Raw genomic sequence first — 14,900 nt, forward strand, 5'->3', positions numbered from 1 at the left:
GCGTGCCGACCCGCATTCCACTTACCCGTCCAGAGAGCAGTAGCCACCATGAAGGCGTTCACCATTGATCGTTACGGCAAGAAAGAGCCCGGCCGCCTCGCCGACATGCCCGAGCCTGAAGTACGCGACGATGACGTGCTGATTGAGGTGCACGCCGCCAGCGTCAACCCGCTGGACGGCAAGATCAAAAGTGGCGAATTCAAGCTGATTCTCCCCTACCGTCTGCCGCTGATTCTGGGCAATGACGTGGCCGGCAAGGTGCTGCGCGTCGGCGCCAAGGTGAAGGCTTTCAAGCCGGGCGATGAGGTGTACGCACGCCCCGACGATGACCGCATTGGCACCTTCGCCGAGCGCATTGCCATCAAGGCTTCGTCTGTGGCGCACAAGCCTAAAAGCCTGAGCATGATTGAGGCCGCTGCCATGCCGCTGGTGGGCCTAACCGCCTGGCAAGTGCTGGTCGAGACCGCGAAGTTGAAGAAGGGCCAGAAGGTATTTATTCAAGCCGGCTCCGGTGGCGTCGGCTCGGTCGCCATACAGCTCGCCAAGCACCTGGGCGCGTTTGTTGCCACCAGCACCAGCACGGCCAACGTCGCCTGGGCAAAAGCCCTGGGCGCGGACCTGGTGATTGACTACAAAACCCAAGACTTCGCCACCGTGCTGCACGACTACGACGTAGTGCTCAACAGCCTCGGCAATGACGAGTTGAACAAGTCGCTGAAGATACTCAAACCCGGCGGTCACCTGATCTCCATCTCCGGCCCTCCCACGCCCGCCTTCGCCACTGCGCGCGGGTTGGCCTGGCCGCTCAAGCAAGTGCTGCGTTTGATCAGTTCCGGCATCCGGCGCAAGGCGAAACAGCGCGGCGTCGCGTACAGCTTTGTGTTTATGCGGGCCGATGGCGCGCAGTTGCGTGAGCTGGCGGCGCTGATCGATGGCGGCGCTATTCGGCCAATCATTGACACCGTTTTTGCCTTTGCCGACACACAAAAAGCCCTCGCTTATTCAGAGAGCGGGCGCGTGAAAGGCAAGGTTGTGGTGCAGGTTTTTTAGCGGCGCAACCCTTACTACTGGAGAAGCACATGACCACCACACCTATCCTCGGCACGCGCGCACTGGTCACTGGCGCGTCCAGCGGCATTGGCGCGGCCATCGCGCAAGCGCTCGCTAAACGTGGCATCAACTTGGTACTCACGGCCCGACGCCGCGACGCACTGGAGGCAGTGGCCGCCACTTGTACTGGCGTCAACGTCGAGATCATTACCGCCGACCTCGGCCAGCCCGATGCGGCTCACGCGTTGTGGCGCGCCGCTACGGTGAACGGCCCGGTAGACATCCTGATCAATAACGCCGGGTTTGGTTATTTTCGCCGTTTCGACGAGGTGGACTGGGCGCGCGATGCGGAGCTGATGCAACTGAACATGACTTCGCTGGTGGCATTGGCGCGCTGCTTCGTTGATGCCCACAGCGGCAACAAGGCGCCGGCGCACATGGTCAATATCGCCTCCACGGGCGCCTATCAATCGGTGCCGAATATGGCGCTGTACGCCGCGTCCAAAGCGTTCGTGCGCAACTTCAGCGAAGCCCTGCATGACGAACACCGGGGTACGTCGCTGTCGGTGACGTGCATTTGCCCCGGTGGCACCGAAACCGCGTTTCATGCCAGCTCCGGCGGAGGCGATTATTCGTGGATCGCCAACGCCTCGACCAAAAGCGCCGACTTCGTGGCCCACGCCGCCATCGAGGCGATGCTCGACGGTAAGCGCACCGTGGTGCCGGGCGTGTTCAATAAGTTGACGTGCTTTGGCGTGCGCTTGTTGTCCCGCCCGGCAGCCTCGTGGGTGGCCACGCAGGTGCTGGGCAAGCCACGTTTGGCATTGCCAGCGCGCGCATAAAAAAGGACGGATTTAGTCCACGGCGCCAGACGCAGCGCCGCTGAATAAATCCGTCCCTGTGGTTATCGCCTCAGGAGCGAATGCCCAGCCCGGCAGACAAGTCCGTACCCGCGTCATTCTTCGCGGGCGCCGTGCCCTTGGTGTCGTCAGCCTTTCCCTTCATCGCCTGGGCGACCGGCTTGGCCTGCTCTTTCGCCGCCTCGTACACCTGCTCACCCTTGGCCTTCACCGAGGCCAGGGTTTTGTCGCTGGCTTTGCCGAACAGCTGGTCTTCGCGCTTGCTGGTAGGCAGCGCGGCGCCAATGGCAGCGCCCAGGGCGATGCCGATGGCGGCGAGCACCAAGGGCTGCTCTTTCATCACCTGATTAAGCTGACCCTTGAGCTGACTGGCTTGCGCGTTGAGCTGGTTACCCATGTGGTGGACCTTGTCGTTGAAGGCAGTGGAAGACTCGTTCAGCGAGTCGCCGGTGCGGTGCAGCGAGTCGCTGGCGCGGTCGCGCATGTGCTGCCCTTTCGCCTTGGCGGAATCTGCGGCGTTGCGCAGGCCATCACCGGCAGACGACAACGCACCGGTCACACTCTGAAACGCGTCGCCAATCTTCTCGCCCAAACCGGGACCGGAATGCGCCGGGCCGGGGTTGAACGGCTTGTTTTGATTCATCGCCAGCCAGGCCAGGCCGAGGCCGGTCAAGGTGGTGGGCACAGGGTTGTTTTTAAGCGTGGTGCCCAAGTTCTGAAAGAACTCGCCGCCATTGCCTTTGGTGTACGCCAATGCCTGATCAATCAGCTGACCTGGCGTGAAGCGGCTTTCCAGTGAGTCGACAATATTATTGATGCTGCGGCGTTTGGCGTCGATTTCCTGTTCCAGGACTTCCGGGCTTTTGTGCGATTCGTTTTGAAATGAAGTGCTCATGAGACTTTCCTCTTCAAAGCGTCCTTGTCTTGCTGCACGGCATGCAGCGTTCGCTCAGGCGTGAAGTGCGAAGGCTCGAATTGTTTTTTGCCGGCCTGCACCATGACAAACCCGACCACCAACGTGACCACCCCGACAATCAGCGCGGCGAGCCAGAGCTGCATCAGGGTGCCCAGGCCGTACACCGCCGCCATGAGCAAAATGATCAACCCGGCAAGCAGCACCATGGCGCCACCCGCAACCGCCGCGACGCCGGCTTTGAGCGTGGTGAGGCTGTGCTGTAACTCCGCCTTGGCCAGAGCAATTTCCTTGGTGAACAGCTCCGGCACTTCGCGGCTGAGCTGGCGCAACAGCGCGCCGATGGAGGCGTTGTCGTTGGCGGCAGGTCGTGCACTTGATGACGCGGTATCAAACGGATCAGTGTTCATTTCAAATACCTCGCACATCGCTATCAAGCAGTGGATCGGAAGCCGTGCCGGCGGTCAGCCCCGCCTCACCGTTGGTAAACGAGGACGACGAGGTGGTCGTCCCGGCAGGCGTGGCGGTCGGCGAGCTGCTGAACGAGGTAGCCGAGGCCGAGGGCGAATTGTCTGTCTGCGCTTCGCTGCCATGCTCGGCACTGGCGCGCAGGAAACGTGACAGGCCAAAACCAATCGCCACGCTGCCCGCTACGAACAGCGCGGGGTTATCGCGGGCCAAACGCGCGCCTTCGTGAAGCAGGTCTTCGGCGCTCTTGTCGCGCACACGGTCGGCGAATGCGCCCAGGCCGTCAGCGAGTTGCCCCAGGTAGCTGGAAATGCCTAAGGCGTCTTTTCCTTCAAGGGCAGAAGCTGCTGAATGCGCGCCTTCGGCCAGCGAGTCGATCTGCTCGGTCGCGCGCTCACGCAGCTGTTCGAACTGCGCCTCACCTTGACCGGCCGCATCGTTCAGCGTCGCGCCGGCGGCATCGGCAAGGCCCTGAAGATGATGTTGCGTCGAGTCGTTCGGTGCACCTGCACCCGACCCCTGCTGTGGTTGTCCCGATATGCTCATTTTTCGTTCCCCATCGTTTGAAACGCTGGGCAGACTGCACGGCTTGCCGAGCGCATTGGTTTCACTACAGGCATAGGGAAGGACGCCGTTTTTTTGCTGGAAGTTCAGAACATTTGATAGGCGAAGAAGTGCGAGATAGAGCGGCTCGCTTCGCTTAAGCGAAGCGGCGAAGAGTAAAAATAGGCGCAAAAAGAGCCCCCCAACGCGCAAAGAACTTTACCCCTATATTCGTTTACCCATATATTCGCGATCCCGCATTTACCCGGTCTGGCGACGTCATGAATCCCACCCTCTTATTCAAATGCCTGGCAGACGAAACCCGCCTTCGCGCCACGCTATTGGTTGTGAGCGAAGGTGAGCTTTGCGTGTGCGAGCTGATGCATGCGCTGGAAGAAAGCCAGCCCAAAGTGTCACGCCACCTGGCGCAATTGCGCGCCAGCGGCCTGCTGCTCGACCGCCGCCAAGGCTTGTGGATTTACTACCGCGTTAACCCTGAGGTGCCCGCCTGGGTTCAGGCCGTGCTGCGCGAAGCGTTGCTGGCCAACACCGATTGGCTGTACGAAAACACCTCGCGACTTCAGCACATGGGCGATCGCCCCGTCCGCGCGGCCTGCTGCTAACACCCCTTCCAATCCGGAGACGCCATCGTGAAAGTGCTGTTTATGTGCACGGCCAATAGCTGCCGAAGCATTCTGTCCGAAGCCATGTTCAACCACCTGGCCCCGGCCGGGTTCGAAGCCGTCAGCGCCGGGAGTTTCCCAAAAGGCCAGGTGCTGCCGCGCACCTTGGTGACGCTTGAAGAAGCCGGCATTTCGACCGTCGGACTTTCAAGCAAAGGCAACGACGCCTTCGAAACCAGCGTGCCCGACGTGGTGATCACCGTATGTGACAAAGCCGCCGGCGAAGCCTGCCCGGTGTACTTCGGTCCCGCACTGAAAGCGCATTGGGGGCTGGATGATCCGTCCGATGTGAAAGGCGACGAAGCGGCTGTCAGCGCTGCGTTTAGCGCCACCCTGGCAACCATTGAAAAGCGCTGCCGGGCGTTTCAAGCGTTGCCATTCGAACGTTTGAGCCGCGATGAATTGCAGCGCGAGCTTGATCGCATCGGCATCCTCTAGTCCGGAGACAACCGTGAGCCACGACCTTCCCAATCTGAACGACACGCTCCTTACGCCCATCGAGACCTCCGCCTCGCGCCCACGCATTCTGCTGCTGTACGGTTCGACCCGGCCGCGTTCCTTCAGCCGTCTTTTGGTGGAAGAAGCGGCACGACTGCTCGAACACCTGGGCGCCGAAACACGCATCTTCAACCCCAGCGGCTTGCCCCTGCCGGATGACGTCCCAACGGAGCACCCCAAAGTGCGCGAGCTGCTCGACCTCATGGTCTGGTCGCAGGGCCAGGTGTGGTGCTCGCCCGAGCGCCACGGCGCGCTGTCCGCCGTGTTCAAAGCACAAATTGACTGGGTGCCATTAGCCCTGGGCGCAGTGCGACCCACTCAAGGCAAAACCCTGGCTGTGATGCAGGTGTGCGGCGGTTCGCAATCGTTCAACGTGGTCAACCAGTTGCGCGTCCTCGGCCGTTGGATGCGCATGTTCACTGTCCCGAACCAATCGTCGGTACCGAAGGCGTTCCTGGAATTCGATGAACACGACCGCATGAAGCCGTCGGCGTATTACGACCGCGTCGTCGACGTGATGGAAGAACTGATGAAATTCACCCTGCTACTGCGCGACCGCCCTGACTTGGTCGACCGCTATTCAGAGCGCAATGAGTCGGCACACGCGCTGTCAGCGAGGGTGAATCAGCGGGAAATTTAGGTGAGCGCACGCGCAACGTCGCCACCGACAGCGATTAAAACCCCGCCTTGCCAATGGACGCACCACCATCCACGAACAGCGTCTGGCCGGTAATAAAGCCGCTGTGTTCGGACAGCAGAAAGGCAATGGCTGCGGCAATTTCTTCGGGCTTGCCGAGGCGCGCCACGGGCACGCCGGCCAGGTAGCGCGCTTCACCGTCGCTGCCCACCGGGTTGCCGGCTCGGAACAGCTCAGTTTCCGTTGGCCCTGGCGCAACGGCGTTGACGGTGATGCCAGTGGTTGCCAACTCCAGCGCCCAGGTGCGGGTAAAACTCACCATGGCCGCTTTGGCGGCGGCATAGGCGGTGCGTTCGGCAACGCCCAATACCGTGAGGCTGGAAATGTTGATCACGCGGCCCCAGCCGCGCTCGCGCATTCCCGGTAGCAGGGCTTGTGTGGCTTGCAGCGCGGCGTGCAGACTGAGCCTCATCACCGCATCAAAATCGTCAAGCTCGACCCTGCCCAACGCCTGCGGTCGCACTAGGCCGACGTTATTGACCACGCCGTCGAAGCGGTATTGCCGGGCTAATGCATCGAGTGTGTGCTGGGTCTGTTCGCGGTCGCCCAGGTCGAGCGGCAGCAGAACGCCGGGAAATTCGGCATCGCCAGCCTGGCGAGCAATACCGACAACAGTGTGCCCAGCGTCTGCCAAGGTGTGCGCCAGCGCGCAGCCGATGCCCTTGCTGGCACCGGTAATCAAAAACGTACGGTTGCTCATGCAAAACCTGCCTGTTCGACGATTTAAAAAGGGCGTGCATTCACGCCCTGCGGCGCACCTGCGTTACTTCAAGCGCTCAAGCAGCGCCTTGCCAACATCCACCGCCGAGGCCGGGTTTTGTCCGGTGATCAACTCGCGGTCGGTGACCACATGCGCCGTCCAGTTGCTGGTATTGCTGCTGTACGAGCCGCCGGCTTTTTCCAGCGCAGTTTGCGGGTAGAACTTCATTTCGCCGCCGTTGAGCAGCGCTTTGGCGGCTTGCTCTTCGTTGTTGCTGATGACGGTCATTTTGTAGCCCGCGTAAATCCAGTCGGCGCTGGCGCTCGCCGGTTTCGCCGTCTGCAATTGCGCGGTAAAGCGCTCGGCGTCCGGCAGTGTCGACAGCAACGCAATCGGGCCATGGCACACCAGTGCCGTGGTTTTTTTGTGGGTATGGAAGTCGGTCAGCAAGCGCCCCAGGGCACGGCTATGCAGCAGGTCTTGCATGGGCGCATGGCCGCCCGGAATGTAAACGGCGTCGAACTGCTCGTAGCCGATCTGTTCGACCCGCGCGAGGCTGATAACCGGCGAGTGCTCGGGTTGGGTCAGTTGCAGTTGGTCCAGCAGGTGCTGGTAGGTTTCAAGCGTGGCCGCGTCGTTGTTGAAATACATTTTATCGATGGAGCTTTTATCTACGGTCGGCGCCTTGCCGTTCGGGGTCGCGAAGGTGACGTGATGGCCGGCGTCGAGCAGCATTTTCACCGGCTGCAACGCCTCGTTCAGGTAGAAGCCGGTGGCGAATACTTTGCCGTCTTTCAGGTCCAGGCTGGCGGAGTCGGAGAGCACCACGAGTACGTTCGCGGCGTGGGCCGTCAGGCTGCTGCCGACCAAGGCGGTGGCCAGGGCGATGCGGGTCAGTCGTTTCATGTCGAGTCCAGAAATACGCAGGTGATCGGGCGTCACCTCTTGGCTAGACACTGTATTGATGCGTTAAATGACGATAAACGACCTCGACCGCAAATCATTTGGCCCCAGGAAGCAATAATGCCGCGTAAATTCGATCACTTGGGTGATGTGGAAGCCTTTATCCGCGTGGTGGAACAAGGCACCGTCAGCGCCGCCGCCGTTGCGCTGGGCACCACGCCCTCGGTGCTCAGCCGGGCGTTGGCCCGGCTTGAAACGCGCCTGGGGGTGCAACTGCTGCGACGTACTACCCGCCGATTGAGCCTGACCGACGCCGGCACGCTGTATCTGGAGCAGACGCGTCAAGCCTTTGCCCAGATTGAGCAGGTGGAACACACCATTCGTGGCCAGGACGGCGAGTTGAGCGGCCGCGTGCGCATGAGCGTGCCGACTACATACGGGCACTACCGCCTGCCGCCGCTGCTCAGCGCTTTTGCCCACCACTACCCTGCCGTGCAGGTGGAACTGAGCATCACCAATCGCAACGTCGACCTCGTTGCCGAGGGCTACGACCTTGCCATTCGCCTGGGCCAGCTGCCTGACAGCGGCCTGGTGGGTCGCACCCTGGAAGCGGCGCGCTTGGCGCTGGTGGCCTCGCCCGACTACCTGGCGCGAGCGGGCGAACCTGCGACGCTCGAGGCCTTGAGCGAGCACGTGTGTTTGCCCTTCATCATGCCCAGCAGCGGCAAAGTCGCGCCGTGGTTGTTTCGGGTTGAGGGGCAGGACGTGGACTGGATACCGCACGCCAACGTGGTGGTCTCGGACGACGTGCTGGGCGTGGTTTCCCTGGCGCAAAGCGGTATGGGCATTTGCCAAACGTACGACTTCATCAGCCGCGAGCGTGTGCAGCGCGGCGAACTGGTGGAAATTCTGCTGCCGCTGGGTGGGCGCAGCAGGCCTTTCTCCATCATCTATGCGCCGCACCGCCAGCTGTCTTCGGCGGCTCGGGCGTTGATTGATTTTATGGCCGGCACTAGCCAACTGGAACGCGGCGACTAGCGTCACCGCCAACGCTGACAAGCAAGTGGATATGCCCTCGCGTATCCTTGGGCCTCTTCACCCCACCTTAGGATGACCCATGGCGAAGATGACGTTTGCCTTTGCGTGTTCCCGGCTTAAAGACTACTTCTCACCGTTAGGCTTCGAGGCGGCGCTTGAGTCGCCGACCGCGATGAGCGTACGCGTTTTCGATATCAAGACCGGCGAAGATTTCGCCGTCCTGGCCGGGTTGCCGTGGAGCGCCAGCGCCACGCAAGACGACCTGGTACCGATCGTGGAAGCGATTGAACAGGAGATGGAAATTCGCGAGCTGGTCTTCGACCCGCCCTCCGCCAACTTACCGCCGCAAACCTAAAAAAACGAGGCCTTTGGGGTCAGCTTGCGGCACCGCAAGTTAAGCGCTGAAACGAGGACAGGGAGTTCGTTGAATGTTGGTTGGTCATCGGTTTGAACGCACCCCGCAGGGTGACCTGCATATCCACTCGTACAACCGGACACAAACGATCGCCATCGTTCTGGCAGGCGCGGTCTCCGTCGCCGCGCCCGTGGCGTTTGTGGTGTTTGCCATCGTCAGCGACATTCCGGGACAGATGCACCCGCTGCACCTGCTCACCCTCATTCTGGCGCTGCTGCTGATTCCCGCGATCTCGCTGATGATGACGATATACATCGGCTCGCGTGAGACGTTTGTGTTCTCCCGCGATGAGGGTGTGGGCAAGCAGCGTATGCAGAACTTTTTCGGCCGCCGCGAACGCATAACCACCTTTAAAATTCGAGGCCCCAAGCGCCTTGAACTTCGCCGCAATCGAGACGCCAAGCCGATTTACACCCAGCTGTGGCTGGTGATGCGCGACGGCCCCGAGCACCGTCTGACAACCTCCACGGTGCCAGTGGTGCCGGGCAGTAAACGCACGGATACCTGGCTGCGCGAACTTGCCGACTACCTGGAAGTGCCGGTGCCTACCGAAGTCGTCGAGGTGGCCCCAACAGGCTTGGCAGCCGCCTACCAGCCGGCTCCCGCACCGGCCCGAATGGCCTCAGCCAAGCGCACCCAACACAAGGGCAAAAAGCCGCCGGCGCAGCAAGGGCGCACGGAAAAAATAGGCGTGCCCGGCCGCCTTCTCCTCGCCCTGATCGGCGCGTTCGTGGCCGTGCTGGAGCTGACACAGGTGATCGCCTTGGTGCGTGCGCTCTTTACCGGGGAGCTGCGCTTCAGCGGCGTGCGCTCGGGCACGTCGCGCTTCTTCTTCGCCGAGCAACCGTGGACCTTTTCGTTCAACGTCCTGGTCGGCATTGGCGAGGTGTTGCTTCTTGGATTCATCGCCTGGGGCTGCCTGCGTATGGCAGTTCAGGGACGGATGAAAGCTGAACCTTGATGGGCGGGTTTAGCCGTTGGGCGAAAGGCAGGAAGACCATGAACTGCCCAGTGGACAACCGACCCGTTCAGCGCGTTACGGCTTTGCGATACTCGCTTGGTGACTGTCCAAACCAGCGCCGAAATGCGCGCGCGAAAGCCGTGGAGTCGCTGTAGCCCAGCTGAAATGCCAGCTCGTCCTGCTTCATCTCGGTGTTTTGCAGTAGCAGCCCAGCCAGTTGCTTGCGCTCGGCTTCAACCAGGTGGCGGAAGGTGGTGCCCTCCTCCGTCAGCCGGCGATGCAGGCTACGCGGCGCCAACGCCAACCGATGGGCCACATCCTCAAGCGATGCCGCCAACCCCGCCGGCCCGAGCAGCAGTTGTCGAACCTGGCCGGTGGCGCCGCCGACCTGCCGTCTTTCCAACTGCGTGCGGCATTGCTCTTCCAGCAGCCGTGCCAAATGAACGTCGTACATCGGCAACGGCAACTCCGCATCCTGGCGCCGCAGCACGATAGCGTTGCGCGAACAGCCATAGCGCGGCGCGATGCCGCTGAGTGCTTCTATCCGATCCGCGTGCGCTGGCGGCCTGCCCTGGAACTCCAGCCGAAGCACATGCAATCCCGACAAGGCGAGTTCGTCAAAAAGGCGAATGGAAGTGGCCATATCGCGCTCCAGCAAAAACTGCCGCAGAGGAAGGGGAATCGCGGAGGCGTCGACGCTCGTACCGTATTCGTGCTGATCGGAAAATATCGCCAAACGGCAATACGCCGTGCTCAATGGCAGATAACGCAGCGCACACTGGATAGCCTCGCGCAGATTGCGGCTGGTTCGCAGTGCAAATCCCCAAATGCCGAAGGTCGCCACGTTGTAGCGCAGGCCCAGTTCGAAGCCCAGCGCCGGAACGTCCGGCAACGCGAGCATCAGGTTTTCGATCAGGCGCATTTCCTGCTCGCGCGCGATCAAGGCATCTGCGTCGTGCAACTGCGCTTCGGTGAGGCCGGTGCCAGCGAGGCAGGTGTGCACATCGACGCCGTAGCGCGCAGCAAAATTGACCATCACCTGACTGATGACGATGGGGTGCCGAAAGCTCGCGTGCGTTGGTATGCCCATTCCGCTTCTTCTGAAACTACGGTGCGATACGACCTGGCCAGAAATGCATGGCAGTAGGCCGCCCCTGTCCTCCCGAGGGTACACGACTACTCGCTAAGGTGGCGCAAACGAAAAACAACAAGAACGTCCGGGAGGACGACCATGGATTTGGATCTCAATGCGCTGAACAAACAGGCCATCGCCACGGCACGCGAATACACCACCGAATTGGCGTGGCCGACTCTGGCCCTGGTGATAGGGGTGTGGACATCGCTGATTGCGGACCTTTATCTGTTCGCCACAGGGCAGCTGCCATTGTTAGCGGCAACCCTGATTTACGCCGTGGTCACCTACCTTTCATACACGCCCTTGCACGAGGCCGTGCATGGCAACCTTCACGGTCGCCATGACCGACTGCAATGGCTCAACGACCTGTGCGGGTATCTGGTCGCGCCGGTGATCATGGTGCCGTTCTCCACCCACAAAGTTGAACATTTCACACATCACCGCTACACCAACCAGCCGGACAAAGACCCCGATTACGTCGTGAGTGGAATGGCTGGCGGTTACCTCGCGTTCGTGGTGAGCGGCTTTCGTTTTCTGTGGATTCAGAACACCTTCCTGTTCCGCGACTATTGGCCAACCGCTTCGCGGCGAGTGAAGGCAACCTACATGACCGAAGTGGTACTCGCGGTCGGCGGGCGTATTGCGATCATCGCTATGGTGGGGCGAGAACATACCTGGGCCTTGCTGATGATTGGCTACTTGGCCGGCGCGTTCTTCGTGGCCTACTGGTTCGCGTATCGCCCCCACCTGCCCTACCAGGACTCAGCGCGCTACCGCAACACCAGCAGCCTGATCATGCCCAGCTGGATGAAGCCGCTGGAATGGTTCTGGCTCGGCCAGAACCTGCATTCCGTGCACCACCTTTTCCCAAGGGTACCGTTCTATCGCTACCACGCTTTGCATCGCCGTATCGAGCCGGCGATGCGCGCCCACGGTACGCCGATGATTGGCATCTTCCATCGACGTAACGTGGAAGCCGAGCGGTATGAGAAGTAGCAAGCGGCGCGACGATTGGAGCGCAAACCCGAAAGCGCTTGCCCACGTTGCGCCTCGTAGACGGCGCTGCGTCGTTACTTGACCTCAACCAGCCGCTGCGTCTGCGAGCCTTCCAGCGACAGATGAATAACCGCCGCTTTGCTCGGTGAATTCGCCTGGTCGTCGGGGGTATTTTCCATTGCCGGAATGTCGATCAGCGTTTGTTCACCCGCCGGGTCGCTGACCAGTTTCGCGTCCAGCGTTTCAATCGCTCGCCAACTGTCGCCACCGATTCGCACCACATCGAGCAGGCTGTAATAGGGCACGCCTTGTTCGTCCTCGTCCGGGGTAAATGCCGCCAGGTATTGGCTGTAATTGTTGCCCATGCCGAAGCCCTCGACCGTGAACACCACCAGCGTGACCTGGCTTTCCTCGCCGGTGTTGAGTGTTTGCGTCATGGCCGCTTCCGGGTAGCCGGTGGCATAGCTGTCTTTAACCAGCGCCACCAATCGCTCGACCTGCTGCTCCAACGCTTTAGGAAGCGGCGCAGGCTCGGCGCCATGGGCAACGGTACAAACGAACAATAGGCTGGCGGCAAGCACACGCAGGTTCATGGCGAGAATCCGAAGGCGTTGAAGGGGATGGGAATGCTAGCGCTTGGCACAGGCAACGTGCAGTGGCGCGTGGACGTTATTGTGAGGCTGCGCAAGGTCTGCGTTCGGCAATGGCAAGCTGACCTATAAGTTCGCCCGCCTTGCTTGCCCACTGATTAGTTCTCGGTGGATAACAGATTGTGAAGCGTGCAGCGCTCTATCCGGTGAGTAAGAGGCCGTAGCATGGCGACAACTTTTCCAGATGTCGCACTTCCTTTCGACATCATCACTCACGAGGTGAGCCATGCCTAAAGTCGTCCGATTTCACCGTACCGGTGGCGCTGACGTTCTGTCACTCGACGACGTTGCCGTACAAGCGCCGAAAAGCAACGAGGTTCAGATCGAGGTGAAAGCCATCGGCTTGAACCGTGCTGAAATTATGTATCGCACTGGGCAATACGTAATCGAGCCGCAGTTTCCAGCAACGCTTGGCTATGAAGCCGCTGGCATCGTGCGGGCCGTTGGCAGTGACGTCAGCGGCTTTGCTGTGGGCGACGCGGTAAGCGTCGTTCCGGCGTTTTCTTTTGCCGATTACGGCATGTACGGCGAAGTGGTCAATGCGCCCGCCCATGCCGTGGTAAAGCATCCTTCCAACCTGAGTTTCGCGGAGGCGGCAGCCAGTTGGATGATGTTCGTCACGGCCTACGGTGCCTTGATTGAGTACGGCAACCTGCAAGCTGGCGAAACGGTTTTGGTCTCAGCCGCATCGAGCAGCGTTGGCCTGGCGGCTATTCAAATCGCCAACATGCAGGGTGCCATCCCCGTCGCACTCACGCGCACCAGCGCCAAGCGTCAGGCTTTGCTGGATGCTGGCGCCAAACACGTCATCGCCACCGAGGAAGACGATCTGGTTGCCGAAGTGGCCAGGATCACAGGCGGCAAAGGCGCGCGCATCGTCTTTGACCCGGTGGGTGGCCCGCAAGCGACCAAACTGATTCAGTCGATGGCCAACGCCGGCATCTTCTTTCAGTACGGTGCTCTTGATCACCGCGATATACCTGTTCCGGTATTCGACATTCTTGGCAAGCACCTGACCGTGCGCGGCTACGAGCTTTTCGAAATCACCATGGACATGGACAAACTCGCCGCTGCCAAGGCTTTCGTAACCAAAGGGTTGGCAGAAGGCACGCTCAAGCCCTTCATCGACAAGGTGTTTTCACTGGCTGACATCGCCGATGCTCATCGTCGAATGGAGTCGAATGCACAGATCGGCAAGATCGTCGTTGTCGTGGATTGATTGTTCTCTGACAACCAATTGTTTGCCATAAAGCCATCGCTGTTTGCTTCTGACGGCGGTGGCTTTTTTGTGGTTATGCGGGTGGGTCAGGTAAACCTGCTCGGCTATCATCCTCTGTGCCCAAGCCCCCCAGCCCGGTGCACAACCCTGTAGAGGATGGCGATGAATTTAATTGAAGCCATGGAAATGTTTGTGGCGGTGGTTGAGCGTGGGAGCTACACAAAAGCCGCCGAAGCGCTCCATGTCCATCGCCCTGCGCTGTCCAAGGTCATCCAGAATCTGGAACAGGAACTGGGCGTGCAGTTACTGCACCGCACCACGCGCAGAGTGAACACCACGCCGGCCGGCGATGAGTTCTACGAACGCAGCCTGAGGACGCTTGCCGACCTGGCGGAAACCCTGGACTGGTTCTCCCCGACCCGCCCCCCGCGAGGAAAGCTCAATATCGACTTGCAGACCGTACTGGGCCACGCGGTGCTCATTCCGCGCTTGCCCGAGTTCATGGAACGCTACCCTGGCCTGGAGATTTCCTTAGGCACCTCCGACAGCCTCAATGACCTGATTGAGCAAGGGATTGACTGCGCCGTGCGCCTTGGTGATCTGGTTGATTCGAGCCTGATTGCCAAGCGTGTAGGCGAGGTCGCACTGGTTACCTGCGCAGCTCCCGTTTATGTGAAGAAACACGGCTTACCAAACCAGCTGGACGATCTAAAGGAACATAGGGCCGTTAACTTCATGGTTAAACAGCGCCGCCAGATCATGCCCTGGCGGTTCATCGTCGACGGCGAGACTACGGATGTGAAAATGCGCAGCGGCATCGTTGTCGATAATGCCGAAGCCTTGTTGTACTGCGCGCTGGCGGGAATCGGGATTGTTCAGGCGCTACGCCCCGCGTTGCAGCGACACATCGATAGCGGGCGCCTCGTAGAGGTTCTACCGAACGTACCAACGGAGCCAAAAACGGTTTCCGTCCTGTTTCCGGATCGACGAAACCTGTCGCCTAATGTCCGCGTGTTCGTGGACTGGGTGAGCGCCGTGTTTCAGGAACAAAGCGCCAATCCAACTGCGGCGGTGTGAGGGCACGTCATGCGCTGCTTGGAGCGTCCATTTTTGGCAGATAGCTGCGGCGTAAACTAGGAGCTATCGGCCATAAGCGGCCTCTGTCCCAGTA

18 protein-coding genes are annotated in these 14,900 nt (G+C 60.6%); 11 read left to right on the plus strand and 7 right to left on the minus strand.

Annotated features, from left to right (window positions below; genetic code table 11):
- Positions 1-48 precede the first annotated feature (48 nt).
- Both ACZZZP_RS14925 and ACZZZP_RS14930 read left to right on the plus strand, forming a co-directional pair.
- The gene (locus ACZZZP_RS14925; protein WP_463536648.1) at positions 49-1,050 is read left to right on the plus strand and encodes an NADP-dependent oxidoreductase; all 1,002 of its coding nucleotides are present in this window, start codon (positions 49-51) and stop codon (positions 1,048-1,050) included.
- 29 nt (positions 1,051-1,079) lie between these two features.
- Entirely contained in the window at positions 1,080-1,892 is an 813-nt protein-coding gene (locus ACZZZP_RS14930) for an SDR family NAD(P)-dependent oxidoreductase (RefSeq protein WP_463383258.1), read from the plus strand.
- Between the two features lie 70 nt (positions 1,893-1,962).
- Here the strand turns inward: ACZZZP_RS14930 and ACZZZP_RS14935 are convergent, their stop codons facing one another.
- Genes ACZZZP_RS14935 through ACZZZP_RS14945 form a run of 3 tightly spaced genes read right to left on the minus strand, consistent with a single transcriptional unit; the run spans position 1,963 to position 4,026 of the window.
- Complete coding sequence (locus tag ACZZZP_RS14935) at positions 1,963-2,805, minus strand: DUF3618 domain-containing protein (protein WP_463383259.1); 843 nt, start codon at positions 2,803-2,805, stop codon at positions 1,963-1,965.
- The gene (locus tag ACZZZP_RS14940; protein WP_463383260.1) at positions 2,802-3,233 is read right to left on the minus strand and encodes a phage holin family protein; all 432 of its coding nucleotides are present in this window, start codon (positions 3,231-3,233) and stop codon (positions 2,802-2,804) included. The genes ACZZZP_RS14935 and ACZZZP_RS14940 overlap by 4 nt, the downstream gene beginning before the upstream one ends.
- A gap of 1 nt (position 3,234) precedes the next feature.
- A complete protein-coding gene (locus ACZZZP_RS14945; protein ID WP_463383261.1) occupies positions 3,235-4,026 on the minus strand; it encodes a hypothetical protein in 792 nt (263 codons plus the stop codon).
- A gap of 89 nt (positions 4,027-4,115) precedes the next feature.
- On the opposite strand from ACZZZP_RS14945, the gene ACZZZP_RS14950 reads away from it, so the two are divergent.
- The 3 genes from ACZZZP_RS14950 to arsH are packed head-to-tail and all read left to right on the plus strand — an operon-like array spanning position 4,116 to position 5,655.
- Positions 4,116-4,457 (plus strand): metalloregulator ArsR/SmtB family transcription factor, encoded by a 342-nt coding sequence (locus tag ACZZZP_RS14950; RefSeq protein ID WP_463383262.1) that lies wholly within the window; start codon positions 4,116-4,118, stop codon positions 4,455-4,457.
- 27 nt (positions 4,458-4,484) lie between these two features.
- Positions 4,485-4,955: an arsenate reductase ArsC gene (locus ACZZZP_RS14955; protein WP_463383263.1), complete on the plus strand. Its 471-nt coding sequence runs from the start codon at positions 4,485-4,487 to the stop codon at positions 4,953-4,955.
- 13 nt (positions 4,956-4,968) lie between these two features.
- Positions 4,969-5,655 carry an arsenical resistance protein ArsH gene (arsH, locus tag ACZZZP_RS14960; RefSeq protein WP_122493609.1) on the plus strand — a complete coding sequence of 229 codons (687 nt, stop codon included), beginning with the start codon at positions 4,969-4,971 and terminating at the stop codon, positions 5,653-5,655.
- Positions 5,656-5,689: 34 nt separating this feature from the next.
- Here arsH and ACZZZP_RS14965 read toward each other — a convergent pair whose 3' ends face one another.
- Complete coding sequence (locus tag ACZZZP_RS14965; protein ID WP_463383264.1) at positions 5,690-6,412, minus strand: SDR family oxidoreductase; 723 nt, start codon at positions 6,410-6,412, stop codon at positions 5,690-5,692.
- A gap of 63 nt (positions 6,413-6,475) precedes the next feature.
- Positions 6,476-7,318, minus strand: a complete 843-nt coding sequence (locus ACZZZP_RS14970; protein WP_463383265.1) for a type 1 glutamine amidotransferase domain-containing protein — start codon at positions 7,316-7,318, stop codon at positions 6,476-6,478.
- Positions 7,319-7,435: 117 nt separating this feature from the next.
- On the opposite strand from ACZZZP_RS14970, the gene ACZZZP_RS14975 reads away from it, so the two are divergent.
- From ACZZZP_RS14975 to ACZZZP_RS14985, 3 genes are all read left to right on the plus strand, one after another.
- A complete protein-coding gene (locus ACZZZP_RS14975; RefSeq protein ID WP_463383266.1) occupies positions 7,436-8,353 on the plus strand; it encodes a LysR family transcriptional regulator in 918 nt (305 codons plus the stop codon).
- Between the two features lie 79 nt (positions 8,354-8,432).
- Positions 8,433-8,708 carry a DUF1652 domain-containing protein gene (locus tag ACZZZP_RS14980; protein ID WP_463383267.1) on the plus strand — a complete coding sequence of 92 codons (276 nt, stop codon included), beginning with the start codon at positions 8,433-8,435 and terminating at the stop codon, positions 8,706-8,708.
- Positions 8,709-8,781: 73 nt separating this feature from the next.
- Entirely contained in the window at positions 8,782-9,729 is a 948-nt protein-coding gene (locus ACZZZP_RS14985; protein WP_463536649.1) for a hypothetical protein, read from the plus strand.
- A 67-nt stretch (positions 9,730-9,796) separates the two neighbouring features.
- On the opposite strand, the gene ACZZZP_RS14990 is transcribed toward ACZZZP_RS14985, so the two are convergent.
- Complete coding sequence (locus ACZZZP_RS14990) at positions 9,797-10,819, minus strand: AraC family transcriptional regulator (protein ID WP_463383270.1); 1,023 nt, start codon at positions 10,817-10,819, stop codon at positions 9,797-9,799.
- A gap of 141 nt (positions 10,820-10,960) precedes the next feature.
- Here ACZZZP_RS14990 and ACZZZP_RS14995 point away from each other — a divergent pair, with 141 nt between their 5' ends.
- The gene (locus tag ACZZZP_RS14995) at positions 10,961-11,860 is read left to right on the plus strand and encodes a fatty acid desaturase family protein (protein WP_463383271.1); all 900 of its coding nucleotides are present in this window, start codon (positions 10,961-10,963) and stop codon (positions 11,858-11,860) included.
- Between the two features lie 74 nt (positions 11,861-11,934).
- Here the strand turns inward: ACZZZP_RS14995 and ACZZZP_RS15000 are convergent, their stop codons facing one another.
- Positions 11,935-12,453 (minus strand): hypothetical protein, encoded by a 519-nt coding sequence (locus ACZZZP_RS15000; protein ID WP_463383272.1) that lies wholly within the window; start codon positions 12,451-12,453, stop codon positions 11,935-11,937.
- Positions 12,454-12,736: 283 nt separating this feature from the next.
- Here ACZZZP_RS15000 and ACZZZP_RS15005 point away from each other — a divergent pair, with 283 nt between their 5' ends.
- Positions 12,737-13,729, plus strand: a complete 993-nt coding sequence (locus ACZZZP_RS15005; RefSeq protein WP_463383273.1) for a zinc-dependent alcohol dehydrogenase family protein — start codon at positions 12,737-12,739, stop codon at positions 13,727-13,729.
- 162 nt (positions 13,730-13,891) lie between these two features.
- Complete coding sequence (locus ACZZZP_RS15010) at positions 13,892-14,806, plus strand: LysR family transcriptional regulator (protein ID WP_463536650.1); 915 nt, start codon at positions 13,892-13,894, stop codon at positions 14,804-14,806.
- Positions 14,807-14,900 lie beyond the last annotated feature (94 nt).

It is taken from the genome of Pseudomonas sp. AC211, from assembly GCF_979258055.1.

Bases quoted from the DNA above. Each gene is read 5' to 3' on its own strand.
- ACZZZP_RS14925 (WP_463536648.1), top strand. From the start codon at position 49: ATGAAGGCGTTCACCATTGATCGTTACGGCAAGAAAGAGCCCGGCCGC.
- ACZZZP_RS14930 (WP_463383258.1), top strand. From the start codon at position 1,080: ATGACCACCACACCTATCCTCGGCACGCGCGCACTGGTCACTGGCGCG.
- ACZZZP_RS14935 (WP_463383259.1), bottom strand. From the start codon at position 2,805: ATGAGCACTTCATTTCAAAACGAATCGCACAAAAGCCCGGAAGTCCTG.
- ACZZZP_RS14940 (WP_463383260.1), bottom strand. From the start codon at position 3,233: ATGAACACTGATCCGTTTGATACCGCGTCATCAAGTGCACGACCTGCC.
- ACZZZP_RS14950 (WP_463383262.1), top strand. From the start codon at position 4,116: ATGAATCCCACCCTCTTATTCAAATGCCTGGCAGACGAAACCCGCCTT.
- ACZZZP_RS14965 (WP_463383264.1), bottom strand. From the start codon at position 6,412: ATGAGCAACCGTACGTTTTTGATTACCGGTGCCAGCAAGGGCATCGGC.
- ACZZZP_RS14970 (WP_463383265.1), bottom strand. From the start codon at position 7,318: ATGAAACGACTGACCCGCATCGCCCTGGCCACCGCCTTGGTCGGCAGC.
- ACZZZP_RS14975 (WP_463383266.1), top strand. From the start codon at position 7,436: ATGCCGCGTAAATTCGATCACTTGGGTGATGTGGAAGCCTTTATCCGC.
- ACZZZP_RS14980 (WP_463383267.1), top strand. From the start codon at position 8,433: ATGGCGAAGATGACGTTTGCCTTTGCGTGTTCCCGGCTTAAAGACTAC.
- ACZZZP_RS14985 (WP_463536649.1), top strand. From the start codon at position 8,782: ATGTTGGTTGGTCATCGGTTTGAACGCACCCCGCAGGGTGACCTGCAT.
- ACZZZP_RS14990 (WP_463383270.1), bottom strand. From the start codon at position 10,819: ATGGGCATACCAACGCACGCGAGCTTTCGGCACCCCATCGTCATCAGT.
- ACZZZP_RS14995 (WP_463383271.1), top strand. From the start codon at position 10,961: ATGGATTTGGATCTCAATGCGCTGAACAAACAGGCCATCGCCACGGCA.
- ACZZZP_RS15000 (WP_463383272.1), bottom strand. From the start codon at position 12,453: ATGAACCTGCGTGTGCTTGCCGCCAGCCTATTGTTCGTTTGTACCGTT.
- ACZZZP_RS15005 (WP_463383273.1), top strand. From the start codon at position 12,737: ATGCCTAAAGTCGTCCGATTTCACCGTACCGGTGGCGCTGACGTTCTG.
- ACZZZP_RS15010 (WP_463536650.1), top strand. From the start codon at position 13,892: ATGAATTTAATTGAAGCCATGGAAATGTTTGTGGCGGTGGTTGAGCGT.